General features: G+C 71.2%; 22 protein-coding genes. 10 read left to right on the forward strand and 12 right to left on the reverse strand.

What is annotated here, in order from left to right; all coding sequences use genetic code 11:
- Positions 1-2 precede the first annotated feature (2 nt).
- Positions 3-1,472 (reverse strand): aldehyde dehydrogenase family protein, encoded by a 1,470-nt coding sequence (locus ACIRSU_RS01495; protein ID WP_403788003.1) that lies wholly within the window; start codon positions 1,470-1,472, stop codon positions 3-5.
- 204 nt (positions 1,473-1,676) lie between these two features.
- Between ACIRSU_RS01495 and purU the strand changes: the two genes are divergently transcribed.
- Entirely contained in the window at positions 1,677-2,570 is an 894-nt protein-coding gene (gene purU, locus ACIRSU_RS01500) for a formyltetrahydrofolate deformylase (RefSeq protein WP_403788005.1), read from the forward strand.
- 67 nt (positions 2,571-2,637) lie between these two features.
- Here purU and ACIRSU_RS01505 read toward each other — a convergent pair whose 3' ends face one another.
- Both ACIRSU_RS01505 and betA read right to left on the reverse strand, forming a co-directional pair.
- Positions 2,638-3,474, reverse strand: a complete 837-nt coding sequence (locus tag ACIRSU_RS01505; RefSeq protein WP_403788007.1) for a 5,10-methylenetetrahydrofolate reductase — start codon at positions 3,472-3,474, stop codon at positions 2,638-2,640.
- A gap of 3 nt (positions 3,475-3,477) precedes the next feature.
- Positions 3,478-5,148 carry a choline dehydrogenase gene (betA, locus tag ACIRSU_RS01510; protein ID WP_403788009.1) on the reverse strand — a complete coding sequence of 557 codons (1,671 nt, stop codon included), beginning with the start codon at positions 5,146-5,148 and terminating at the stop codon, positions 3,478-3,480.
- Between the two features lie 150 nt (positions 5,149-5,298).
- Here betA and ACIRSU_RS01515 point away from each other — a divergent pair, with 150 nt between their 5' ends.
- Positions 5,299-6,096: an IclR family transcriptional regulator gene (locus tag ACIRSU_RS01515; protein ID WP_403788011.1), complete on the forward strand. Its 798-nt coding sequence runs from the start codon at positions 5,299-5,301 to the stop codon at positions 6,094-6,096.
- A gap of 1 nt (position 6,097) precedes the next feature.
- On the opposite strand, the gene ACIRSU_RS01520 is transcribed toward ACIRSU_RS01515, so the two are convergent.
- Genes ACIRSU_RS01520 through ACIRSU_RS01530 form a run of 3 tightly spaced genes read right to left on the reverse strand, consistent with a single transcriptional unit; the run spans position 6,098 to position 8,780 of the window.
- Entirely contained in the window at positions 6,098-7,228 is a 1,131-nt protein-coding gene (locus tag ACIRSU_RS01520; protein WP_403788013.1) for an aromatic ring-hydroxylating dioxygenase subunit alpha, read from the reverse strand.
- 35 nt (positions 7,229-7,263) lie between these two features.
- Complete coding sequence (locus ACIRSU_RS01525; RefSeq protein ID WP_403788015.1) at positions 7,264-8,418, reverse strand: NAD(P)/FAD-dependent oxidoreductase; 1,155 nt, start codon at positions 8,416-8,418, stop codon at positions 7,264-7,266.
- On the reverse strand, positions 8,415-8,780 hold the full coding sequence (locus ACIRSU_RS01530) for a bifunctional 3-phenylpropionate/cinnamic acid dioxygenase ferredoxin subunit (protein ID WP_403788017.1): 366 nt from the start codon (positions 8,778-8,780) through the stop codon (positions 8,415-8,417). Before ACIRSU_RS01530 ends, ACIRSU_RS01525 begins: the two co-directional genes overlap by 4 nt.
- 265 nt (positions 8,781-9,045) lie before the next feature.
- On the opposite strand from ACIRSU_RS01530, the gene ACIRSU_RS01535 reads away from it, so the two are divergent.
- On the forward strand, positions 9,046-10,143 hold the full coding sequence (locus tag ACIRSU_RS01535) for a haloacid dehalogenase-like hydrolase (RefSeq protein ID WP_403788019.1): 1,098 nt from the start codon (positions 9,046-9,048) through the stop codon (positions 10,141-10,143).
- 60 nt (positions 10,144-10,203) lie between these two features.
- Here ACIRSU_RS01535 and ACIRSU_RS01540 read toward each other — a convergent pair whose 3' ends face one another.
- Both ACIRSU_RS01540 and ACIRSU_RS01545 read right to left on the reverse strand, forming a co-directional pair.
- Positions 10,204-10,833 (reverse strand): MBL fold metallo-hydrolase, encoded by a 630-nt coding sequence (locus ACIRSU_RS01540; RefSeq protein WP_403788021.1) that lies wholly within the window; start codon positions 10,831-10,833, stop codon positions 10,204-10,206.
- Complete coding sequence (locus ACIRSU_RS01545) at positions 10,833-11,921, reverse strand: S-(hydroxymethyl)mycothiol dehydrogenase (protein WP_403788023.1); 1,089 nt, start codon at positions 11,919-11,921, stop codon at positions 10,833-10,835. The genes ACIRSU_RS01540 and ACIRSU_RS01545 overlap by 1 nt, the downstream gene beginning before the upstream one ends.
- Positions 11,922-12,132: 211 nt before the next feature.
- Here ACIRSU_RS01545 and ACIRSU_RS01550 point away from each other — a divergent pair, with 211 nt between their 5' ends.
- The gene (locus ACIRSU_RS01550) at positions 12,133-12,933 is read left to right on the forward strand and encodes a TIGR01458 family HAD-type hydrolase (protein ID WP_403788025.1); all 801 of its coding nucleotides are present in this window, start codon (positions 12,133-12,135) and stop codon (positions 12,931-12,933) included.
- 113 nt (positions 12,934-13,046) lie between these two features.
- On the opposite strand, the gene ACIRSU_RS01555 is transcribed toward ACIRSU_RS01550, so the two are convergent.
- Positions 13,047-13,601 (reverse strand): CGNR zinc finger domain-containing protein, encoded by a 555-nt coding sequence (locus ACIRSU_RS01555; RefSeq protein ID WP_403788027.1) that lies wholly within the window; start codon positions 13,599-13,601, stop codon positions 13,047-13,049.
- A gap of 120 nt (positions 13,602-13,721) precedes the next feature.
- Here ACIRSU_RS01555 and ACIRSU_RS01560 point away from each other — a divergent pair, with 120 nt between their 5' ends.
- Entirely contained in the window at positions 13,722-14,585 is an 864-nt protein-coding gene (locus ACIRSU_RS01560; protein WP_403788029.1) for an NAD(P)-dependent oxidoreductase, read from the forward strand.
- A 57-nt stretch (positions 14,586-14,642) separates the two neighbouring features.
- Here ACIRSU_RS01560 and ACIRSU_RS01565 read toward each other — a convergent pair whose 3' ends face one another.
- Positions 14,643-15,368, reverse strand: a complete 726-nt coding sequence (locus ACIRSU_RS01565; RefSeq protein ID WP_403788031.1) for a DJ-1/PfpI family protein — start codon at positions 15,366-15,368, stop codon at positions 14,643-14,645.
- Positions 15,369-15,452: 84 nt separating this feature from the next.
- The gene (locus ACIRSU_RS01570) at positions 15,453-15,653 is read right to left on the reverse strand and encodes a hypothetical protein (RefSeq protein ID WP_403788033.1); all 201 of its coding nucleotides are present in this window, start codon (positions 15,651-15,653) and stop codon (positions 15,453-15,455) included.
- A 231-nt stretch (positions 15,654-15,884) separates the two neighbouring features.
- Here ACIRSU_RS01570 and ACIRSU_RS01575 point away from each other — a divergent pair, with 231 nt between their 5' ends.
- From ACIRSU_RS01575 to ACIRSU_RS01585, 3 genes are all read left to right on the forward strand, one after another.
- On the forward strand, positions 15,885-16,619 hold the full coding sequence (locus ACIRSU_RS01575; protein WP_403788035.1) for a hypothetical protein: 735 nt from the start codon (positions 15,885-15,887) through the stop codon (positions 16,617-16,619).
- Positions 16,620-16,770: 151 nt separating this feature from the next.
- The gene (locus ACIRSU_RS01580; RefSeq protein ID WP_403788037.1) at positions 16,771-17,469 is read left to right on the forward strand and encodes a sigma-70 family RNA polymerase sigma factor; all 699 of its coding nucleotides are present in this window, start codon (positions 16,771-16,773) and stop codon (positions 17,467-17,469) included.
- 390 nt (positions 17,470-17,859) lie between these two features.
- Positions 17,860-20,148, forward strand: a complete 2,289-nt coding sequence (locus tag ACIRSU_RS01585) for a heavy metal translocating P-type ATPase (RefSeq protein ID WP_403788039.1) — start codon at positions 17,860-17,862, stop codon at positions 20,146-20,148.
- An 84-nt stretch (positions 20,149-20,232) separates the two neighbouring features.
- Here ACIRSU_RS01585 and ACIRSU_RS01590 read toward each other — a convergent pair whose 3' ends face one another.
- Positions 20,233-20,451 carry a hypothetical protein gene (locus ACIRSU_RS01590; protein ID WP_403788041.1) on the reverse strand — a complete coding sequence of 73 codons (219 nt, stop codon included), beginning with the start codon at positions 20,449-20,451 and terminating at the stop codon, positions 20,233-20,235.
- A 404-nt stretch (positions 20,452-20,855) separates the two neighbouring features.
- Here ACIRSU_RS01590 and ACIRSU_RS01595 point away from each other — a divergent pair, with 404 nt between their 5' ends.
- Together ACIRSU_RS01595 and ACIRSU_RS01600 are read left to right on the forward strand one after the other, a co-directional pair.
- The gene (locus ACIRSU_RS01595; RefSeq protein ID WP_403788043.1) at positions 20,856-21,515 is read left to right on the forward strand and encodes a hypothetical protein; all 660 of its coding nucleotides are present in this window, start codon (positions 20,856-20,858) and stop codon (positions 21,513-21,515) included.
- 106 nt (positions 21,516-21,621) lie between these two features.
- On the forward strand, positions 21,622-23,067 hold the full coding sequence (locus ACIRSU_RS01600; RefSeq protein ID WP_403788045.1) for a PepSY-associated TM helix domain-containing protein: 1,446 nt from the start codon (positions 21,622-21,624) through the stop codon (positions 23,065-23,067).
- The last annotated feature ends 133 nt before the right edge of the window (positions 23,068-23,200 follow it).

Genomic DNA, 23,200 nt, shown 5'->3' on the forward strand with positions numbered 1-23,200 from the left:
GTTCAGCCGCGGAACCAGTGCTGCGGCCGGGGTTGGATGTTCTGCCAGATGTGTTTGGGCTCTCGGTACTCGTCCAGGCCGGTCGGTCCCAGCTCCCGGCCCACGCCCGACTGCCCGAAGCCACCCCATTCCGCTTGCGGCACGTAGGGGTGGTAGTCGTTGATCCACACCGTGCCGTGGCGCAGCCGCCGGGCGACCCGCTGGGCCTTGCCGGCGTCCTGCGTCCACACGGCTCCGGCGAGTCCGTACTCGGTGTCGTTGGCGATGCGTACGGCGTCGTCCTCGTCGGTGAAGCGCTCGACGGTGAGCACGGGTCCGAAGGACTCCTCGTGCACGACACGCATGTCCTGCCGGCACTCGTCGAGGACGGTCGGCGGGTAGTAGAAGCCGCCTCCGAGGGCCGGATCGTCGGGCCGTTCACCGCCGCAGCGCAGTACGGCGCCCTCGGCGAGGCCTGCCGCGACGTACGCCTCGACCCTCTCCCGGTGCCGCGCGGAGATCAGCGCTCCGGTCTCGGCCTCGGGGTCGAAGGGACCGCCGAGGCGGATCCGCCGGGCGCGGCGGACGACCTCGTCGACGAACCGGTCGTGCAGCGAGTCCTCGACGATCAGCCGGGCGCCGGCCGAGCAGACCTGCCCGGAATGCAGGAAGACGGCCGTGAGAGCGAAGTCCACGGCCGTCTCGAAGTCGGCGTCGGCGAAGACCACGTTGGGGTTCTTGCCGCCGAGTTCCAGCGCCACCTTCTTCACGGTCGCCGCGGCGGCGGCCATGATCCGCCTGCCGGTCTCCAGACCGCCCGTGAAGGAGACCATGTCGACGGCGGGGTCCTCGGAGAGCGGGGCACCCGCCTCGGGCCCGGCGCCCAGGACGAGGTTGGCGGCGCCGGCCGGGAGCCCGGCCTCCTCCAGCGCCTTCATCAGCAGGATCGAGGTGGAGGGGGTGAGTTCACTGGGCTTGAGGACGATCGTGTTGCCGGCGAGGAGCGCCGGGGCGACCTTCCAGCTCGCCTGCAGCAGCGGGTAGTTCCATGGAGTGATCAGCCCGCACACGCCGATCGGCTCGTAGACGACGCGGCTTACGGCATCGTCGCGGCCGGTGTCGATCACCCGCCCGGCGTCGATGCCGCCGATGCCGCCGTAGTAGCGGAAGCAGGAGACGACGTCGGCGATGTCGTACTCGCTCTCCACCAGCCGCTTGCCGGTGTCCAGCGACTCGGCGCGGGCGAACTCCTTGGCGTCGCGCTCGATGAGGTCGGCGGTGCGCAGCAGCAGCGCGCCGCGCTCCCGTTCGGAGGTGCGCGGCCAGGGGCCCTCGTCGAAGGCCCGGCGGGCCGCGGCGATCGCCGCCTCGGTGTCGGGGCGCGTCCCTTCCGAGACGGTCGCGGTGAGCGAGCCGTCAGCGGGACAGCGGATCTCCCGGGATCCACCGGCCACCGGATCCCGCCATTCCCCAGCCACATACAGGTCTGCCACGCGCCAAGCCCTTCAGCCGAAATGCGTTGCGCATCATGCATTCAATTGCTTGTGGTGGAACACCTTGGCGAACCTGCAGACCTGCGTCAAGAGGGCGGCGCATGACGATTTCGCCGGGTCAGCACTGCACAACCACCCTTGACCACAAGGGGAGTCGAGCCGACCATGTTGCGTATCGCTCACCATGTTGTGCATGACGCACCAATGGAGGTCGCTGTGTCCCCCACGTACCCCCGACCGGAGCCCGGCCGTGAATACGTCCTCACCCTCTCGTGTCCCGACAGCGCCGGCCTGGTCCACGCGGTGAGCGGATTCCTCGTCAGGAACTCGGGAAACATCGTGGAAAGCCAGCAGTTCGACGACCGGCTCCAGGGCCGTTTCTTCATGAGGGTCCACTTCGACGTCTCCGACCAGGACACGAATGCGAAAACCCTGCGTTACCGATTCGGTCCCGTCGCCGAGGCCTTCCGCATCGACTGGACCCTGAGCGAGGCGTCGACCCCGACCCGGACGCTCATCATGGTGTCCAGGTTCGGCCACTGCCTCAACGATCTGCTCTTTCGCCGGCGCACCGGCGCCCTCAACATCGAGATCCCGGCGATCGTCTCCAACCACCGGGACTTCGAGGGACTGGCGGAGACCTACGGCATCCCCTTCCACCACATCCCGGTCACCCGGGACACCAAGGCCGAGGCCGAGGCGCGCCTGATGGAGCTGGTACGCGAGCTGGACATCGACCTGGTCGTGCTGGCCCGTTACATGCAGGTCCTCTCCGACGACCTGTGCAAGCGGCTCGAAGGCCGCGCCATCAACATCCACCACTCCTTCCTGCCCAGTTTCAAGGGCGCACGCCCGTACGAGCAGGCCTACGCCCGCGGCGTGAAGCTCGTCGGCGCGACGGCGCACTACGTGACACCGGACCTGGACGAGGGACAGATCATCGAGCAGGACGTGGTCAGGGTGGACCACTCGCTCGCCCCGCGGGACCTGGTCACGGTGGGACGGGACGTGGAGGCACAGGTGCTCGCGCACGCGGTGAAGTGGCACAGCGAGAGCCGCGTCATGGTGTACGGCAACCGCACGGTGGTCTTCCGCTGAGCGGTACGGCGTGAGGGGGCGGGGCCGGTCCTCCGGCCCCGCCCCCTCGTGCGTACGACGCCCGCGTTCAGCTTCCCAGCCGGTCGATCACGGCACGGCGCCACCGTTCCGTCTCCGCGATCTGGTTGAACGTGAACAGGTGCAGCCCGGCCACCCCCGCCGACGGCGCGGTGAGCGCCTTCTCGCCGCGCGCCAGCAGCCTGTCGGGCGAGTACCCGCCGGGCGTCACGAACCGCAGGAACCACGAGGCGTGCCGGGTCAGGAAGCGCGTCGACTCGCCCACGCCGATCTTCGTCGCCATCGCCAGCAGCTTCGCCCGCTGCACGGGCCCCGCGACGCCCAGATGGACGGGCAGGGTGATGTCCCGGCACCGTATACGGGCGATCCACTCCCCCAGCACCCGCGGGTCGAAGCAGAGGTTGCTCACGATGTACGTGGCGTGCTCGCGCTTGTCCCACATGGCCTGGATGGTGACGTCGTCGTGGATGAGCGGATGGCTCTCGGGATAACCGGTGACGCCGACGCGGGCGAAGGGCCTGCCCAGCTCGCTCAGCCTCCGCAGCACCGGCAGCGCGCCGTCGTAGGCGCCGGCCGGCGAGTCGGCGTCGCCCGCGGGGACGAAGACGTCGGCCACGCCCGCCTCGCGCAGCCGATCGACGACGTCCTTCAGGTGCGCCTCGTCCCGCAGCAGCCGCGCGGGCACGTGCGGGACGACGCGGTAACCGTGCGCCGCGAGCCGGCCGGCGAGGTCGAGGGTCGGTTCCAGGCCCTTGACCGGTGACGCCGTCACGGTGACGACGACGTCGCGCGGGACATGGGCGAGGACCTTGTCCTCGGTCGTCCTCGCGGGCAGCACCTCGTAGCGGACGCTGTCGAGCAGCGCCCTCAGTCCGGCGGTGGCCAAGGTCTACCCGACCTGCTTCCGGGCGTCACGGAGGCGGTAGTACGCGGCCTTCGACGGCGCCTGCGGTTCCCTGCCGAGGATCAGGTCGGCGGCCTTCTCGGCGATCATCATCACCGGTGCGTAGATGTTGCCGTTGGTGACGTACGGCATCACCGACGCGTCGACCACGCGGATGCCTTCCAGGCCGTGCACGCGCATGCTGGTGGGGTCGACGACGGACATCTCGTCGGTGCCCATCTTGCAGGTGCAGGACGGGTGCAGGGCGGTCTCGCCCTCCTTGGCGACCCAGGCGAGGATCTCCTCGTCCGTCTCGACCGCCGGGCCGGGCGAGATCTCCCCGTCGTTGTACGGGGACATCGCGGGCTGGCCGAGGATCCTGCGGGAGACGCGGATGGCCTCGACCCACTCCCGGCGGTCCTGCTCGGTGGAGAGGTAGTTGAAGCGCAGCGCCGGGTGCTCGCGCGGGTCCTTGCTCTTGATCTTCACGGAGCCGATGGCGTCGGAGTACATGGGGCCCACGTGCACCTGGTAGCCGTGGCCGCCGGCCGGCGAGGAGCCGTCGTAGCGGACCGCGACAGGCAGGAAGTGGAACATCAGGTTGGGGTAGTCCACGTCCTCGTTGCTGCGGACGAAGCCGCCGCCCTCGAAGTGGTTGGTGGCGGCCGGGCCCTTGCGGAACAGCCACTGCAGGCCGATGAAGGGGGCCCGCCACTTCGCCATGTACGGCTGCATGGAGACCGGCTGCTTGCAGGCGTACTGGACGTAGACCTCGAGGTGGTCCTGCATGTTCTCGCCGACGCCCGGCAGGTCGTGGACGACGTCGATGCCCAGGGCGCGCAGCTCCTCCGCGTTGCCGACACCGGAGAGCTGGAGCAGCTGCGGGGAGTTGATCGCGCCGCCGCACAGGATGACCTCCCTGGCGCGGACCTGCTGGAGGGCGCCCCTGCCGCGCTGGTACTCGACGCCGACGGCCTTCTTGCCCTCGAAGAGCACGCGGGTCACGAGCGAGCGGGTCCTGACGGTGAGGTTGGGCCGCTTCCTGACCGGCTTGAGGTACGCCTTGGAGGCCGACAGGCGGCGGCCGCGGTGGACGTTGCGGTCGAACTTGGCGAAGCCCTCCTGCCGGTAGCCGTTGACGTCGTCGGTGGGGGCGTAGCCCGCCTCCTGGGTGGCCTTGAAGAAGGCGTCGAAGAGCGGGTTGGTCGCGGGACCGCGTTCGAGGACGAGGGGGCCGTCGTGGCCGCGGAACTCGTCGTCCGGGTCGGCGGCGAGACAGTTCTCCATCCGCCGGAAGTACGGGAGGCAGTGGGCGTAGTCCCAGGTCTCCATGCCGGGGTCGGCGGCCCAGCGCTCGTAGTCCATGGGGTTGCCGCGCTGGAAGATCATGCCGTTGATGCTGCTGGAGCCACCGAGCACCTTGCCGCGCGCGTGGTAGATGCGCCGGCCGCCCATGTGGGGCTCGGGCTCGGACTCGTACTTCCAGTCGTAGAAGCGGCTGCCGATCGGGTAGGTCAGCGCCGCGGGCATGTGGATGAAGACATCCCACGGGTAGTCGGAGCGGCCGGCTTCCAGTACCAGCACCCGGTTCGCCGGGTCCGCGGAGAGCCTGTTCGCCAGTGCGCTGCCGGCCGATCCGCCGCCGACAATGACGAAGTCGTATTGCAGGGGAGCCATAGTGCCTCGTCTCGCTCGCGCCGTAGATATGCGGGGCATGCTAATCCGGTATCGCAATGCGCACCAGGTTGCGAACAACGCAACTTGCAGGGTTTTTGGTCGGGCTTCGAAGCTTGCGACGACGTTGTTTACCGCGCGTATAGTTTCGCCATGAGCAACCACAGCCAAGACAGCGAAGCGTCGAACTCGCCGGCCGGTGGAGTGCAGTCGGTCGACCGCGCCATCAGCGTCCTCGAGATCCTGGCCCAGCGCGGCGAGGCGGGCGTCAGCGAGGTGGCCGCCGAGATCGACGTCCACAAGTCCACCGCGTTCCGCCTGCTCGGCGCCCTGGAGGCGCGCGGCCTGGTGGAGCAGGCGGGCGATCGGGGCAAGTACCGGCTCGGCTTCGGGATCGTCCGTCTGGCCGGTGCGGTCACCGGACGCATCGACATCACCCAGCAGGGCCGCCCGGTCTGCGAGCGGCTCGCCGAGGAGATCGGCGAGACGGTCAACATCGCCGTCATGCAGGAGCACTACGCGATCAACCTCTGCCAGGTACGCGGCCCCGGGGCCGTCACCGCGCACAACTGGGTCGGCCAGCTGACCCCGCTGCACGCCACCTCCAGCGGCAAGATCCTGCTGGCCCACCTGCCCGCCGAGGAGCGGGCCGCGCTGCTGGCCGAGGCGGGCCTGAAGAAGTCCACTCCGCACACCCTCACCTCGAGGACGAAGCTGGAGAAGAACCTCGCCGAGGCTCGCGAGCGCGGCTACGCGTGGACCCTGGAGGAACTGGAGATCGGCCTGCACGCGATGGCCGCCCCGATCCGAGGCCGGGACGGCTCGGTCATCGCCGCGCTCAGCGCCTCCGGGCCCTCGTACCGCTTCACCGAGGAGCGCCTGCACGAGCTCTCCCCGGTGCTGCTCAAGGGCGCGGAGGAGATCAGCCACCGGATGGGCTACATGGGCTGAGTCACCCCTGGGGGTTGCCCAGGCGCTCGTTCACCCAGTCGTGGAAGGCCCCGATGTGGTGCTCACTGGGCACCAGCACACCGCCCTTGGCGTACATGCGGGAGCTCATGCCGGGCTGCGTGCGCTCGCATGCGTCGAAGTCCTGGCGGTTGACCCGGTCGAAGAGCTCCACGGAACGGCTGACGTCCTTGCCGCTCTCGACGACGTGCGGAAGATAGAGCCAGTCGCACTCGACGATCGTGCGGTCGGCGGCCATCGGGTACATCCGGTGGAAGATGACGTGGTCGGGGATGAGGTTGATGAAGACCTGCGGCTTGACGGTGATCGCGTAGTAGCGGCGGTCCTGTTCCTCCGTCACCCCGGGGATGCGGTCGAGACCCTCGGAGCCGTCGACGGTGAAGCCCTGGATCTCCTCGCCGAACTCGGCGCCGTGGCCGACGTAGTACTGGGCCGCGTAGCCGTCCGCGAACTCGGGGAGCACCTCGGTGAGTTCGGGGTGGATCGTGGCGCAGTGGTAGCACTCCATGAAGTTCTCGATGATGAGCTTCCAGTTGGCCTTGACGTCGTAGACGATCCGCCTGCCGACCGAGAGGTTCTCGACGCCGTAGTGCTCGATCGACTCCAGGTCGCCGAGGCGGGTGACGGCCGCGCCGATGACGTCCTCCTCGAAGGAGGGCGGGTTCTCCGCCAGGCAGACCCAGACGTATCCGAGCCACTCACGGACGGCCACGCTCACCAGGCCGTACTCGGTGCGGCCGACGTCGGGCATCTTGGTGAGGTTGGGCGCGGCGACGAGCTTGCCGTTCAGGTCGTACGTCCAGGCGTGGTACGGGCACTGGAAGGCCCGCTTGACCTCGCCGGTCTCCTCGGTGCAGAGCTTGGCTCCGCGGTGCCGGCACACATTGAAGTAGGCACGGATGGAGTTGTCCCTCGCGCGGGTGACGAGGATGCTCTCACGGCCCACGTCGACGGTGCGGAAGGCGCCGGGCTTCGCCAGTTCCGAGGCGCGCGCGACGCAGAACCACATGGTCTCGAATATGCGCTCCTGCTCCTGGGCGAAGATCGCCGGATCCGTGTAGGCGGAGCCGGGAAGGGTGGCGATCAGGCTCTCCGGCAGGCTGGTCGAAGTCACGGTGCACTCCTCGGGAAACGTCGTGGAGGGGTCATTCACGCGGTGAACTGCTTGCGCCAGCGGGTGAACAGCCGCGGCTGGTTCATCCCGAGCACGGCGACCGGTGTGCCGGCCCGCCGGTAGACGGCGAGGAAGCTGCGCTCGTCGGTGGCGCCTTCCTCGACCGTGACACTGTCGGCCCCGGCGGCGTGGCCGACGAACTGGATCTTCACGCCGTACTGGTCGGACCAGAAGTACGGTGGCCGGGGCACGCCCGGTTCCGTCGCACCGTGCGCGAGCAGCGTGGCCACGGCGGCGGCGGGCCGTTCCAGCGCGCCGGTCCAGTGCTCGACCCTGCGGTGGCTTCCGGTGTGCGGGTCGTACCAGTTGGCGCAGTCGCCGACGGCGACCACCCCGGCCAGGGTGGTGCGGCCGTCGGCGCCGCATGTCACGCCGTTGTCGAGCGCGACGCCGGAACCTTCCAGCCATTCGACGCACGGGCGGGCGCCCACGCCGACGACGACGGTGTCCGCGGGCACGCTGCGGCCGTCCTCCAGCAGGACGGCGTCCACCCGGCGCTTCCCGCTCAGCCCCTTGACGCCCACGCCGCACAGCAGCCGTACGCCGTGGTCGGCGTGGAGCGCGGAGACCACGCCGCCCATGGTCGCGCCGAGCGGACCTGCCAGCGGGGTGGGGGCCGCCTCGATCACGGTGACGTCGAGGCCGAGGGCGTACGCGGTGGAGGCGACCTCGGCGCCGATGAAGCCGCCGCCGATCACCACCAGCCGTCCGCCGAGGGCCAGTTCGTCCCGCAGGGCGCGGGCGTCGTCCAGGGTGCGCAGGGTGTGGACCCCGGCGAGGCCCTCGCTCCCGGGCAGGATGCGCGCCGCCGCTCCGGTGGCGACGACGATGCCGTCGGCCCGCACGGTCCGGCCGTCCGCGAGCCGCACCGACCGGTCGGCGCGGTCGAGCCCGGTGGCCCGGACGCCCAGCAGCCACTCGGCGCCGAGGTCCTCTCCGTCCGCCTCAAGGGCGAGGTCGGCCTCGCCGATGTGGCCGGCGAGGAACTCCTTCGACAACGGCGGCCGGTCGTACGGGCGGTGCGGTTCGTCCCCGACGAGGACCAGGCGCCCGTCATAGCCCTGCTTCCGCAGCGCTCGCGCGGCCGACAGTCCGGCCAGGGAGGCGCCCACGACGGCCACGGTCCTCACGCCGGGCCTCCGGCGCCGAGCCGGGCCGCGACACAGGGGGGTAGTTGGGGCGCGGCCTCGGAGGGCCGCACGTAGATCATGCCGTCGTCGACGACCACCTGATGCGTCCGGACGGGCAGTTTGGCCGGCGGGGCGTCGACCGCCCCGGTCCGCAGGTCGAACTTGGAGGCGTGCAGCGGACATTCGACCTCGCACCCCTCCAGCCAGCCGTCCGCGAGCGAGGCGTCCTGGTGCGTACAGGTGTCGTCGATGGCGAGGACTTCGCCATCCTCGGTGTGGAACACCGCGACAGGCGGCTCGATGTCGAGCCGATAGGCCTCGCCGCGCGGCAGATCCGCGAGTCGGCACACGGGAATCATCATGACACCTCGGTCGCGTGCGTAGCGTATAGCGGAACGGATTGCGTTTTACGCAACTCAGTCTGGAGGTGGCCCCATACCTTGTCAAGGAGTCGACCGCGGCGGCGGGGCAGGCGAGGAAGGCGGTCGCGAGCCTTGACGCGACAGGCCCGCCACCACTTCACTCTGGGGACCAAAGAGTGCACTGCGTTGCGTATCGCACAACTCACCTCCTCCCGACTCCCGGAGCCGATGCCGCATGCGCGTACCCGCTCGTCCCCTTCTCGCCGTGACCGCGGCCGTCCTGTCGGTGGTCCTCACCGGCGCCACGGCCACGGCCGCCCGCACCACCGCGGTCCCACCCGCCCCGGCCGCGGCCGAGACCTCCGGCCGGCCCGCCGCCGAGCTGGCCAACTGGCCCGAGGCCCAGGGCGACCAGCTCGAAAAGCTCATCGGCCGGTTCGAAGGCCAGGGCCGCTACGCCGTCTTCGACGCCGACAACACCATCTGGCGGTACGACCTCGAGGAGTCGCTGCTGCCCTTCCTCGAAATGAAGGGCGTGCTCACGCCGGACACCATCGACCCCTCGCTGCGCCTCGTACCGTTCCGGGCGGGCGAGAGCCTCTACGGCTACTACAACCGGCTCTGCGAGATCGACGACAAGGTCTGCTACCCGTGGATCGCCCAGGTGTTCTCGGGCCTGACGCTCGGCGAGCTGAAGCGGTACGTCGACGAGCTGTACGCCTACGGCAGGCCGATCCCGGTCAGCTACGACGACGCCGGCAGGACGGTGCACAGCACCGTGAACCCGCCGCACATCTACGCCGGTCAGCGCGAGCTGATCCGCAGCCTTCAGGAACACGGCATCCGCGTCTACGTGATGACCGCCGCCCACGAGGAACTCGTGCGCATGGTCGTGTCGGACCCGAAGTACGGCCTCGGCGTCCCGCCGGAAAACGTCATCGGCGTCACGACGCTGCTCAAGGACCCCGAGACCGGCCGGCTCACCACCGCGCGCAAGCAGATCGAGCAGGGCACGTTCGGCGCGGAGTACGGCACCGAGCGCTACCGGCGGCAGGTCGTCACGCCCTATCTGTGGACCCCGGGAACCTGGTACGTCGGAAAGCTCGCCGGCATCCACGACTACATCGCGGAGTACGAACGGCCGGTCCTCGTCGCCGGCGACTCCCCCAGCGACTGGTGGATGCTCTTCTACTCCGACGCCAGGGCGGGCGGCGCCCGCCTGTGGGTCAACCGCAAGCAGGCGTACACCGACCGGCTGGAGGCGGAGAAGGAGAAGCGGTCCGCCGAGCAGAGGACGGCGGGCGAGACCCCCGACGCGGGCCGGAAGTGGGTGACGGTCACGCCGGCGGAGATCGGCGGCTGACGGGCGGGGCGGGCGGTGGGGTGGGGAGCCGCGGCTCTCCACCCCTCCGCCCGTGGGCCTCTAGTGGCCGCGCGCGATCCACTCGTCCAGGTGGGGCGCCTGGGCGCCGATCGTCGTCGGGTCGCCGTGCCCCGTACGCACCACCGTCGCCGCCGGCAGGCTCAGCAGCCGGTCCCGGATGGAGTCGATGATCGTCGGGAAGTGGGAGAACGACCGTCCGGTCGCGCCGGGCCCCCCGGCGAACAGCGTGTCTCCGGAGAAGACCGTGTCAAGGCCCGGCGCGTACAGGCAGACCGCTCCCGGTGCGTGTCCCGGTGTGTGCAGCACGGTGAGCCCGGTGCCCGCCACCGACAGCACCTGGCCGTCGGCCAGTTCGCCGTCCGGCGACCGCTCGGGGTGGGTCTGCTTCCACAGCGGCAGATCGTCCGCGTGGAGCAGGATCGGCGCGCCGGTCCGGTCGGCGAGTTCGGGGGCGGCGTCGATGTGGTCGTTGTGCGCGTGGGTGCACACGATCGCGCGCAGGGTGCGTCCGCCGAGGGCCCGGACGATCGCCTCGGCGTCGTGCGCCGCGTCGATGACGAGCGCCTCGGTGTCGTCGCCCACGATCCACACGTTGTTGTCGACGTCCCAGGTGCCGCCGTCCAGCGCGAACGTCCCCGAGGTGACGAGGCGTTCGACACGGGCCGCCATCAGAGGACCACCACCGAGCGCAGCACGTCGCCGTGGTGCATCCGTTCGAAGGCCTTCTCGACCTCGTCCAGCGCGATGGTCTCCGTGACGAAGGCGTCCAGGTCGAGGCGGCCCTGGAGGTAGAGGTCGACGAGCATCGGGAAGTCGCGGGAGGGCAGACAGTCGCCGTACCAGGAGGACTTCAGCGCGCCGCCGCGGCCGAAGACGTCGATCAGCGGCAGCTCCAGCTTCATCTCCGGTGTGGGCACGCCGACCAGGACGACCGTGCCGGCGAGGTCGCGGGCGTAGAACGCCTGCTGGTACGTCTCCGGGCGGCCCACGGCCTCGATGACGACGTCGGCGCCGAAGCCGCCGGTCAGCTCGCGGATCGCCTCGACCGCGTCGGCGGTACGGGAGTTGACGGTGTGGGTGGCGCCCAGCCGGCCGGCGGTCGCCAGCTTGCGGTCGTCGATGTCGACCGCGATGACCTTCGCGGCGCCCGCCAGCTTCGCCCCGGCGACCGCCGCGGCCCCGACACCACCGCAGCCGATGACGGCGACCGAGTCGCCGCGGCCGACGTTCCCGGTGTTGATCGCGGCGCCGATGCCGGCCATCACCCCGCACCCGAGCAGGCCCACGGCGGCGGCCGACGCGGCCCGGTCGACCTTCGTGCACTGCCCGGCCGCCACCAGCGTCTTCTCCGCGAACGCGCCGATACCCAGCGCCGGGGACAGCTCCTGCCCGGTCGAGGCGAGGGTCATCTTCTGCTTGGCGTTGTGGGTGTCGAAGCAGTACCAGGGCCGTCCCCGCAGACAGGCGCGGCACTGGCCGCACACCGCCCGCCAGTTGAGGATGACGAAGTCGCCGGGCGCGACATCGGTGACGCCCTCCCCCACCGACTCCACGACGCCCGCGGCCTCGTGACCCAGCAGGAAGGGGAAGTCGTCGTTGATGCCGCCCTCGCGATAGTGCAGGTCGGTGTGGCAGACCCCGCAGGCTTCGATCTTCACCAGCGCCTCGCCCGGGCCGGGATCCGGCACGATGATCGTCTCCAGGCTGACGGGGGCGCCCTTGCCCCGCGCGACGACAGCACGGACCTGGTGCGTCATGACCACTCCTCGGCTGGTACGAGACCTGAACAGAAGTTGCTCATTACGACACGCATCTCACGTGCCGCAACAAAGCATCGTGGAGCTCCCACGGGAGGTCAAGGAGTCGACGCGCACCGAACCGCAACCGAAGAGGCGGCAGGGGTGGTTGTCGCGACCCGCGTGCCGCGGTCGCGGCATACCGGGCGCGCCAGGGGTTACCGTCGGCTCCATGGAGCGAATCCGAGCGGTCCTGGTCGACATCGACGGCGTCCTCACCGTCTCCTGGAAGGCCCTGCCGGGAGCGGTCGCGGCCATGGAGCGGCTACGCGGCGCGGGGTTCCGCATCGCGCTGGTCACCAACAACACGTCCCGCACCCGGGCCGCCATCGCCTCGCGTCTGGCCGGCCTCGGCTTCCCCGTCGACGCCGGAGACATCCTGACCGCCCCGGCGGCCACGGCGGCGTATCTGCGCGAGCACTTCCCCGGCGCGCGCTGCCTCCTGCTCAACAGCGGAGACGTACAGGACGATCTGGAGGGGATCACGCTCGTCGAGGAGGGTGACGCCGACGTCGTCGTGCTCGGGGGCGCGGGGACGGAGTTCGGCTACGAGGCCCTCAACCGGGTCTTCCGGCAGCTGCAGGGCGGGGCCCGGCTGGTGTCGATGCACCGCAATCTGTACTGGCGCACCGAGGGCGGCCTCGACCTGGACACCGGGGCCTTCCTCGAAGGGCTCGAGAAGGCCGCTCGCACCGAGGCGGAGGTGACGGGCAAGCCGGCCCCCGCGTTCTTCGAAAGCGCCCTCGCCCACCTCGGCGTCGAGGCTTCGGAGGCACTGATGGTCGGCGACGACATCGAGTCCGACGTGCTCGCCGCCCAGCGGTCGGGCATCACTGGCGTCCTGGTGAAGACGGGCAAGTACCTGCCCGAGACGCACCGTGCCGCCTCCGGGACGCCCGATCACGTCCTCGACTCCTTCGCCGACCTTCCCGCCCTGCTCGGCGCCGGTGACGACGGAACACCTCAGGACTGACGGGTCCCGGCAGATCGTCTCCCCCCGCGGTCCGCCGGACAGACCCAGGGCCTGTCCGGCGGGGTTTGCGGGACATGCCGTTGTCGGCAGGGTCCGATCGCGGCTCTGCCGGGTCAGCTCGCGGTGATTCGTGACTTCTTGACCTTGTTGCCGCAGGTGTTCATGGAACACCAGCGGCGGTTGGCTCCGCGGCTGGTGTCGAGAAACAGCCCCGCGCATCCGGGACCTTCACAGTTCTTGATGCGGCCGCGGTCGGGGCCTCCGAGGACGCGTATGGCATCCGTGGCCAGGACCCCGAGGGCGTCATCGACCGGGGTCGTCTCCGTCAGGTGCCATCCTGCGCGTTCGTGTTCCAGCGCGGCTTTCGCGTGCCCGGCGGCGGCGATCGTGTTGAGGGTGTGGACGTCCTTGGAGTCCGGCTGTTCACCTGCGGCGATCGCCGACCCGATGCGGTAGATCGCCTCGCGCAGTGCGACGGCGCCCTCCAGATCCGTCGGCGACACGTCCGTGACGGCGAGCCCCGTCGCCCCCAGCCACATCTCCAGCCGTGAGGCATCGGTCAGCCGTTCTCTCGGCGTCCGGCCGGCCCGATCGCTGACGGTGGCGGTGAACCGGAACGCCAGGACTTCGTTGTCCATCCGGAACACACGACGTACGTCCTCGGTCATTCCACATCTCCACAGTGAGCGACAGCATCCACTGAACCGCCTCAGCCGGTTCGACTCGATCGTAACCCCATGGCATCCTTGTGAACCGTCTTGGGCGGTTCAAGGGAAGGGGTGCTCCCCGTGAGCAGCATCGCGGTCATCGGTCTGGGAGCCATGGGGCGCCCCATCGCACGCAACCTCTTGAAGGCCGGCCACGACGTCGTGGTGTGGAACCGCTCCGACGGGCCCGCGGCCGAACTTGTCGCAGCGGGCGCCCGTCGTGCCGACTCGGTCGCCGAAGCCATGCAGGCGCCGGTGGTCTTCTCGGTCCTGTCCGACGACCGGGCCGTCGCCGAGACGTTCATCGAATCCGGTGTCCTCGCTCGGACCCCGGGCGGGACTGTTCACGTCAACCTCGCCACCGTGAGCCCCGGCCTGGCTCGCCGGGCCGGCGCGGCGCACGCCGAGCATGGTGTCGGATACGTCGCGGCACCGGTCTTCGGCCGTGCTCCGGTCGCCGAAGCCGGGGCACTCAACGTCCTCGCGGCCGGTGAGCACGCGCTGCTCGACCGCGTCCAGCCGTTCTTCGACGTGATCGGCTCGCGGACCTGGCGCCTCGGCGACCGTCCGGAGCAGGCCAACACCGTGAAGATCCTCGGGAACTACCTGATCGCCTGCGCGATCCAGTCGCTGGGCGAGGCCATCAGCCTCGCGGAAGGCGCCGGTGTCGACTCCGGACAGTTCGTCGAACTGCTGACCTCGACACTCTTCCCGGGAGCCGTCTACACCGGCTACGGGTCGATGATTGCCGAACGGCGCTACCAGCCCGCCGGATTCACCACGGTCCTGGGCCGCAAGGACCTCCACCTCGCGCTCGACGCAGCGACCGACCAGGGCATTCCGCTTCCGATCGGTCAACTGCTGCGTGCTGTCTTCGACGAGGCCATCGCAGACGGTCGCGGGGAGGACGACTGGGCGGTCATCGCGGAACAGCAGCCGCGGTGACCACCGACGGCCGACAGAAGATCATGTGCAAGAGGCAGGGGGGTGCGGCCGGCCCCCTCAGCGGGCCCCGCGCGAGCTCCAGACGGTGCCGCGTGCCTCGTACTCCAGCATCTGCTCCAGGTTCGTCGCGGCGTCCGGGCCGAGTTCGCGGCGGACGAGCCAGAGGGCCAGATCAAGGCCGGAGGTGACACCGCCGGCGGTGACGAGCTCGCCGTCGTCGACGACACGGGCGTTCTTGACCAGGCCGCCCTGCGCCTGGAGGTCCGGCTTCGCCTTGTGGTGCGTGGTGCACGGGCGCCCCTTGGTGAGCCCGGCGGCCGAGAGCAGCATCACGCCGGTGCAGAGCGCTGCGACGGTGAGGCCCGGGCGGGGCGCGGCCGCCAGGGCGCTGGGCAGGGTGCCGCGGTCGATCTCGGCCCAGACGCCGGGGCTGTCGCGGCGGGCGTAGCCGCCGCCGGGGACGACGAGCAGCTCCGCCTCGTCGGGGGCCCAGGGGCGGACGCCGCGAACGACCGTGCCGTAGGCCGCGGTGACGCTGCGGGCGCCGGCGGCGGAGACGTAACTGACCTCCACCGGGCGCGGGGTGAAGAAGCCGGCGGCGGAGAAGACCTCGTACGGGGCGGCGAAGTCGAGTTCCTCGACGCCGTCGAACATCGCGATGTGGACGCGCAGCGGGCGGGTCGGGTCCGGGACGGCCGCGGACGCGGGTGAGGCCGCCGTGGCAGCCAGCGCGCCCGTGGCGCCGAGGGCGGTGGTGGCACGGAGTAATGCCCTACGGTTCATGTGGTGTTCCTGGTCCTGGAGTGACGGGTGACGGGTGACGACATGACAGGGGTCGGGCGGTGGAGCTCCTCGGTTCCTGCCGAATCATGGGAACCCGGCGCGCCGGGTCCAGCCGGGCGCGGGCTCGGTCTCCGCCGCCCAGCCCCCGCGCGCCTCGTCCCAGCGCCAGGCCGGACGAGGTCGCCCTGGCGCCTCTCCCGACAGGCATGCCGTCGTCAGCAGCGCGGTCAGCCCGCGCGGCGTGACACGCTCGGGTCCGGCCGTCGAGGCCGGCGTGGTTGCCATGGCCGCAGCCGCCTCCCTCGCGGACTTCACCCGGTTCCCCCTCCGTGCGGCGGCAGGTCCGTCCCTCACCGACATGGAGAAGTCGTCGCGAGCGGGCCGTGAGTTCCCGAGGCGCACTTGTGGGGCGCGTCACGGTCGCGTACTCATGAGACGACAGGCCGAGGGGGCGGCCTCGCTCAGCGACATACCCGCCCTCATGCCGACGGAGAAGGGTGCAAGGATGGGCGCGCCATGACAACAGGCCGATGTTCGCGAGGAGTGCGGGCCGCGATGTTCGCGGCCGTCTGCGTGCTGCTCGCGGCCACCGGCCACCTCCTGATGTCGGGGCAGGACCTGCCCGCGCCGGCGCTCGGTCTCGCCTTCATGGGAACCCTCGCCGTCGCCTGGGTCCTGGCGGGCCGCGAGCGCGGTCTCCTCGCGGTGACGACGGCGACCGTGGCCGTCCAGAGCGCGCTGCACGCGGTGTTCTCCTGGTACCAGCAAGACAGCGTCATGCCGATGCCTCACATGCAGGCGGGTCAGGCCGAGACGGGCCATGCGGACATGGTTCACACCGGCATGGGGCGGGCATCCATGGGCCACATGTCCATGGCACATGAGGCCGTGGGCCAGATCTCCGCGGGGCACATGTCCCTGGGGCACCCGGCCATGGACCAGGCTGCCGTCGCCCACGACATGACAGACATGTCCTCGTCCTTCGGCATGCTGTCCGCGCACCTTCTCGCCGCGCTCCTGAGCGGTCTGTGGATGGCGTACGGCGAACGGGCCGTCTTCCGCCTCGTACGGGCGCTGCCCCTGGGGCTCTTCCGCCCCCTGCGGCTCCTGCTCGCCGCCGTCGTCCCCGTACCGTCGCAGGCTCCTCGGCTCCGGCCCGTCCGCGCCGGTGACGAGCGCGCTCCCGGCCAGCTCCTGCTCGCCCATTCCGTCATCTCCCGAGGCCCACCGAGGGCGGTCGCTGTCGCCTGACAGCAGGATCCCCGAGCCCGACGGCGCGCACGCCGCGATCCCGTCGCTCGGGCATCGGCCATGCCGCAACGGCAGGCCGCGACCCCTCACCGGCGCCGCCGTGCTCCTGCGCGCGCCGCCGGATTCCCTTGCCTCGTAAGGACGTGTGGCGATGACCGCTGCCCATGACACCCTTCCTCAGGGACCCACCAGACCGTCCCGCTCGGCGCACGCGCCGGACGCCGACACCGACGCGGCGACCACCCGGCTCGCCCTGGCCGCCCGGGACGGCGACCCCGCCAAGGCCGATCTGTTCGTTCGCGCCCTGCACCGCGACGTGTGGCGGTACGTGGCGTACCTGAGTGCCGACCGACAGGCGGCCGACGACCTCACCCAGGAGGTCTTCCTCCGGGCGATCGCCGCGCTGCCTCGTTTCCAGGGGCGGTCCTCGGCCCGTACCTGGCTCCTCTCGATCGCCCGGCGGACCGTGGTCGACAGCCTGCGGCACGCCGCTGCCCGCCCCCGGCTGTCCGACCGCGACGACTGGCAGGCGGAGGCCGAGCACACCCAGCCGCTGGGCCTGCCCGGTTTCGAGGACGGGATCGCCCTCGCCGAGCTGATGGACTCCATCCCCGCCGAACGGCGCGACGCGTTCGTCCTGACGCAACTCCTGGGCCTGCCCTACGCCGAGGCAGCGGACGCCATCGGCTGCCCGGTCGGCACGGTCCGCTCGCGCGTCGCCCGCGCGCGGACGTCCCTGGTCTCCCTGCTGCGGGGCGACGAGGAACCCGCCCCCGCGGCTGACGCGGCGGTGCCGCGGGCTGCTGCGCCCACGAGGAAGCGGGGCACGAAGGCACTCGCTCTCGCCTGACGTCCGTACCAAGCGGACGAGGGGGCGGGGCCGCCGCATGTGGGTGATCCCGCCCCTCCCGCCGGAACCCGACAGCCCGGTCGTCCGACTCCTTCAGAGGCGCGCCCTTTCCGAGCGGCGCCACAGTCGTGCTCTGGAGGAGCGGCCGGTGGACACCACCCGAGAATCCTCGTCGCGTTCGCGGCGACCCCGTAAGGAAGCGGCCTCTGGCACGTACCGGCCGCCCGCCACCCTGTGGGTGTACCTGGTCCTGCTGGCGCTGGTCTTCGGGGGGTCGTACGCGCTCGGGGCCGCGGTCGGGCCCATCGGTCCGGGCGCCCGGCCATCGCCCACGGACGGCCCCCGGCACACCGAGCATGGGAGCGAGCACGAGCACGCGGGAGCACACCGATGACGGCCGAGGCTCTGACGGCCCCCCTCACGACGGACCTGATCACCACGGATCTGGCCGTGGGAGGCATGACGTGCGCCGCGTGCGTCAACCGGGTCGAGAAGAAACTGTCCCGGCTGCAAGGGGTCACGGCGACCGTCAATCTGGCGACCGGACGGGCCCGCGTCCGGCACCCGCCGACGGTCCTCGTCGACGAGCTCGTCGCCACCGTCGAGAAGGCCGGCTACACCGCCGCGCTGCCCGAACCGCCCACTCCGCGGCCTTCCGAACCGGCGGCGGGCCTCACGGCACCGGTTGCGGACGAAGGCGACCGGCTCCTGATCACAGCCCTGTTGGCGGTTCCGGTCCTGGTCCTGTCCATGGTGCCCGCGCTCCAGTTCCGCAATTGGCAGTGGCTGTGCTTCGCCCTCGCGGCCCCGGTCGCCGTGTGGGGGGCGCGGCCGTTCCACGTACGGGCTCTCCGGGGACTGCGGCACTCGGCGTCCACCATGGACACGCTGGTGTCGCTGGGCGTGGCGGCCTCGTTCGCCTGGTCCACGTACGCGCTGTTCCTCGGCGGCGCCGGCGAGCCGGGGATGCGCATGCCGTTCACCCTGTTCCGGGAGACATCCGACGGGATGGCGCACGTCTACCTCGAAGCGACCGTCGGCGTACCGCTGTTCGTGTGGGCGGGTCGGTTCCTGGAGGGGCGCGCCCGGCACGGGACCGGGACGGCCCTGCGATCACTCGCCCAACTGAGCGTCAGAGACGTGTCGGTACGGGAGGGCGGTGCCGAACGACTCGTCCCTCTGGAGCAGTTGCGTGTCGGACACGAGTTCGTCGTGCGCCCCGGCGAGCGGATCGCCACCGACGGCGAGGTGGTGGAGGGCGATTCGTCGGTGGACCTGTCCCTGGTCACCGGGGAGAGCGAGCCCGTCGACGTCGGGCCGGGTGCCGCGGTGATCGGCGGGTCGGTCAACGTCGGTGGCCTGCTGCTCGTACGGGCCACGGCGGTCGGCTCCGAAACGCGCCTCGCCCGCATCGCACGCCTTGTGGCCGACGCCCAGGCAGGCAAGGCGCGCGCCCAACGGCTCGCCGACCGGGTCGCGGGTGTCTTCGTCCCCGTCATCCTGGCCCTGGCCGTCGGCACCCTCGGTTTCTGGCTCGGCAGCGGAAGCGCCGGGGGCGCCCAGGCCGCGGTCACGGCTTGCGTGGCCGTTCTCGTGGTCGCCTGCCCGTGTGCCCTGGGCCTTGCGACGCCGACGGCGCTGCTGGCCGCGACGGGCCGGGGTGCCAGGCTCGGCGTGCTGGTCGGCGGTCCCAAGGCCCTTGAGGGGCTGCGGCACGTCGACACGGTCGTCCTCGATAAGACGGGCACGCTGACTTCCGGCCGGATGACCGTCATCCGGGTCACGGCCGTGCCCGGCGGACTCGGCGAGGAGGCGGTCCTGCGGCTCGCCGGAGCGGTCGAGCAGGGATCGGAGCACCCGTTGGGCCGCGCGGTCGTCGCCCATGTCCAAGGGGAGGAGGACGGGTCGGCGCTGCCGGCCGTCACCGCGTTCCGTGCCCTGGCGGGACGGGGGGTCCAGGGCCGGGTCGAGGGTCGACTTGTGCAGGTCGGCGCCCCTTCCCCGGAGGGTGAGCTGCCGGCCGCCCTCGCGGACGCGCTCACGTCGGCCGAGGCGCATGCCCGTACCCCTGTCCTGGTCCGCGTCGACGGGGAGGCCGTGGCCCTGATCGAGATCGGGGACGCCGTACGCCCCGGGAGCTACCGGGCGGTGCACACGCTCCGCCGGCTCGGCGTGCGCCCGGTGCTCGCCACCGGTGACGCCAAGAGCCCCGCCCTGGCAGTGGCGACGGAACTGGGCATCGAGGAGGTGCACGCCCGCTGCGCCCCGGAGGACAAGGCGGCTCTCGTACGGGCGCTGCGGGAACGCGGTCATCGCGTCGCGGTCGTCGGCGACGGCGTGAACGACGCAGCCGCTCTGGCCGCCGCCGACCTCGGCATCGCCCTGGCCGACGGGACCGACGCCGCCATCGGGGCGGCGGACGTGACACTCGTACGCACCGGGGTCGAAGCCCTGGCCGACGCCGTACGCCTCGCCCGGCGCACCCTGGCCACGATCCGCGTCAATCTCGCCTGGGCCTTCGGCTACAACCTGGTGACCGTTCCCCTGGCCATGAGCGGACTGCTCAACCCGATGGTGGCCGCCGCCGCCATGTCGGCGAGCTCGCTGCTGGTGGTCGGCAACAGTCTGCGCCTGCGCACCTGGCAACCCTCCCCCGCGCCCCGGCCTCGGAGGAGGTGACGACAGCGTCCGCCGACGACACGGTTGCGGGTGCTCCGTGTGCTCCATGGACGGAGCAGGCCGACCCGTCGGCGGACGCTCGCCTCAGGCGGAGGCCACCACGAAGCGGTCGAGGGCGCCTGCCTTGGCCTGGGCGACGAGGTCGGCGAACTGCTCCTCGCTCATCTGCACCTGCTGGCCGAAGTCGTCGGTGATACGGACGCGCCTGTCGTCGGGCGCGTCCGCGTCCACGAAGAGCTGCGGGCACCCGCAGTCACAGTTTCCGCAGAAAGTCGCGATCGGTTCGGGAGTCGTGTCGGGCATGTGGGCCACCTCGCCCCTTCGGTGTTCGGGATCCAAGGTCCGGGATCCCCGGTCGTTCCGGCACGTCGATGCTGCCCAGCCACCGATACCCCACAAACCGTCCCAACAAGTGAGAAAAGCCACCGACCTCCGTGGGAACCAACCGGGGTCCGCAGACGACGGAGCGGACCGCCCAGAAACATGCCACTCCGTCCGTTACGACCCTTTCCTTCCTCTGTGATTCCGCCCACCCCCCAGGGCCGCGCCGCCGCTCTCGCCACGACACCGCCCGAGCGTTCCCGGCCGAACACCCCTCCTGTGCACGGATCATGACGGCACGACAGGTCATCCCGTGCCGCTCCAGATGCTCGAGGACGCCGCTCGAAGGTGACAGCGGCCCGACGGCCGCTGGATACCTTGTGCCGGTGCGGGGACGGGACAGCTGGCAGAGGCGGACTTCGAAGGGTCTGCTCTGTGCTTCCGCATCCCTGTTTCTGGGAGCGGTCGGCCACGTCGCCGCCGGTGGTTCGCTGCCGGGCGCTCGTGGGCTCGGGATCGTCTTCACCGGGCTGACGGTGCTGGGCGCCGTGCTCTTCGGCGGCCGCCGACGGCACTTCGACGTCACTGTGCTCACCCTGGGCGTGACGCAGTTCGCCCTGCATCTGGTGTTCCATCGGATGACGATGATGCCGGCCGACGGTTCCGGTCACGGAGCCATGGCCGGTCGACACCACCATGGCGCGGGCATGACCATGCCGGCGCACATGACCATGCCGGCAGACATGGCCATGCCCACGGACACGGGCGCGGCCGACTCCGGACCCGACATGACCGCCGCGATGACGTCAGGGCACGCCCTGGCCACGCTCGGCACCGCCCTCTGCCTGATCTACGGGGAACGGATCCTGCGGCGGCTCGCCGCCCTGCTCCTGCCCCGTCTCCCCCTTCTCGCCCCCACCGTCTCCTGCCCGGCCCCGCCTGCGGGACGGCCGCCTGCGCCGTTCACCGCCGGCCATGTGCGCCTCGGCGTCCTCCTGACCCGCTGCCGTCCCCGACGAGGCCCTCCCCCGGTGATCCCCGCCTGATCGCACGGACGCGATCACGCCACCCGCCCTCGCGGCGGTCCACCACACCTTTCGGCTTCTTCGCACGCGTCCCTTCATGACGCGTGCGCACCTTTGGGGATCACTCATGTCCGCAACCATCGATCAAGACCCGCAGAGAACGGCTCCCGCCGCCGGGGCCGCGCCTGCCGGACGCTCCTGGCAGGGCGTACGGGCCCTGCTGGTCCGGCTCCACTTCTACGCCGGGGTGTTCGTCGCCCCGTTCCTGCTCGTCGCCGCACTCACCGGCCTCGCCTACACCTTCACCCCACAGCTCGACCAGCTCGTCTACGGTGACCAGCTGCGTGTCGAGCGGGTGGGCGACCAGCCGCGCCCGCTGTCCGAGCAGATCGCCGCGGCACGGGCCGCACACCCGGAGGGCAGCCTGTCCTCCGTCACCACCCCGGCCGAGCCGGAGGACACCACCCGCGTGGTGCTCTCCGTGCCCGAGCTGGGCGAGAAGCAGCGCACCGTCTTCGTCGACCCCTACACCGCGAAGGTGAAGGGCGACCTCACCACCTCGTGGGGCGCCACACCCCTGACGACCTGGCTCGACGAACTGCACCGGAGCCTGCACCTCGGCGAGACCGGCCGGCTGTACGCGGAGGTCGCGGCCAGCTGGCTCTGGGTGCTCGTCGTGGGCGGCCTCGTCCTGTGGCTCGGCCGCAGCCGGGGTCAGCGCGCGAAGTCCGTCCGGGGTGCCCTGCTGCCCGACCGTGCCGCCCGCGGGGTGCGCCGGACCCGGAGCTTCCACGCCGTGACGGGTGTCTGGCTCGCCCTCGGTCTGCTCTTCCTGAGCGCGACCGGTCTGACCTGGTCCACGTACGCCGGCGAACGCTTCGGACAGCTCCTCGACGCCGCCAAGGGCCACGCGCCGGAACTGGGCACGCTGCTGCCGGGCGCCCGGCCGGCCCCCGAGGCCGGCGGTGACGAGCACGCGGGCCACGCCGGGCACGGCGGGGCCGCCGAGCCCGCCGACCCGGATCCGGCCGCCTTCGAGGCGGCGCTCACCACCGCCCGCAAGGCGGGCCTGGGCGGCACGGTCCAGCTCACTCCGGCCGCCGACGCCTCCAGCGCCTGGGTCGTGGCGCAGAAGGACAACGTCTGGCCGGTGCACTACGACCAGGTCGCCGTCGACCCCGCGAAGGGCGAAGTCACCGCGCACACCCGGTGGGCGGACTACCCGCTCCTCGCCAAGCTGTCGAAGCTCGGCGTGCAGGGTCACATGGGCGTGCTCTTCGGGATCGCCAACCAGCTCGTGCTCGCCGTCGTCGCGCTCGGCCTGATCCTCATCACCCTCTGGGGCTACCGCATGTGGTGGCAGCGCCGCCCCACCCGCGAGGACCGCTCGGCCCTCGTCGGCCGCGCCCCCGCCCGCGGCACCTGGCGCCGCATCCCGCTGCCCGCGCTCATCGTGGGCATCCCGGCGGTCGCCGCCCTCGGCTGGGCACTCCCCGTCCTGGGCTGCACGCTGCTCGCGTTCCTGGTGGTGGACGTGATCACCGGCCTCGTGCACCGGACGCGGACGGCCTGACGCCGTAGAGCGGCTCCATCGAGCACGAAGATGAGGATGTGGGTGGCACGACGTTTGCCATGCCACCCACATCCTCCAAGGACCGAAGGAGCCGACAGGGCCGGCGCCGTCGCCCTGCCCGTGGAGGGCTCGG

Source organism: Streptomyces sp. NPDC101160 (genome assembly GCF_044768205.1).
Classification (GTDB): domain Bacteria; phylum Actinomycetota; class Actinomycetes; order Streptomycetales; family Streptomycetaceae; genus Streptomyces.

Coding starts and splice junctions, on each gene's coding strand:
- ACIRSU_RS01515 (WP_403788011.1), top strand. CDS start 5,299: ATGAGCAACCACAGCCAAGACAGCGAAGCGTCGAACTCGCCGGCCGGT.
- ACIRSU_RS01570 (WP_403788033.1), bottom strand. CDS start 15,653: ATGGCAACCACGCCGGCCTCGACGGCCGGACCCGAGCGTGTCACGCCG.
- ACIRSU_RS01600 (WP_403788045.1), top strand. CDS start 21,622: ATGTCCGCAACCATCGATCAAGACCCGCAGAGAACGGCTCCCGCCGCC.
- ACIRSU_RS01550 (WP_403788025.1), top strand. CDS start 12,133: ATGGAGCGAATCCGAGCGGTCCTGGTCGACATCGACGGCGTCCTCACC.
- ACIRSU_RS01580 (WP_403788037.1), top strand. CDS start 16,771: ATGACCGCTGCCCATGACACCCTTCCTCAGGGACCCACCAGACCGTCC.
- purU (WP_403788005.1), top strand. CDS start 1,677: ATGGAGGTCGCTGTGTCCCCCACGTACCCCCGACCGGAGCCCGGCCGT.
- ACIRSU_RS01585 (WP_403788039.1), top strand. CDS start 17,860: ATGACGGCCGAGGCTCTGACGGCCCCCCTCACGACGGACCTGATCACC.
- ACIRSU_RS01555 (WP_403788027.1), bottom strand. CDS start 13,601: ATGACCGAGGACGTACGTCGTGTGTTCCGGATGGACAACGAAGTCCTG.
- ACIRSU_RS01540 (WP_403788021.1), bottom strand. CDS start 10,833: ATGGCGGCCCGTGTCGAACGCCTCGTCACCTCGGGGACGTTCGCGCTG.
- ACIRSU_RS01565 (WP_403788031.1), bottom strand. CDS start 15,368: ATGAACCGTAGGGCATTACTCCGTGCCACCACCGCCCTCGGCGCCACG.
- ACIRSU_RS01530 (WP_403788017.1), bottom strand. CDS start 8,780: ATGATGATTCCCGTGTGCCGACTCGCGGATCTGCCGCGCGGCGAGGCC.
- ACIRSU_RS01575 (WP_403788035.1), top strand. CDS start 15,885: ATGACAACAGGCCGATGTTCGCGAGGAGTGCGGGCCGCGATGTTCGCG.
- ACIRSU_RS01590 (WP_403788041.1), bottom strand. CDS start 20,451: ATGCCCGACACGACTCCCGAACCGATCGCGACTTTCTGCGGAAACTGT.
- betA (WP_403788009.1), bottom strand. CDS start 5,148: ATGGCTCCCCTGCAATACGACTTCGTCATTGTCGGCGGCGGATCGGCC.
- ACIRSU_RS01545 (WP_403788023.1), bottom strand. CDS start 11,921: ATGACGCACCAGGTCCGTGCTGTCGTCGCGCGGGGCAAGGGCGCCCCC.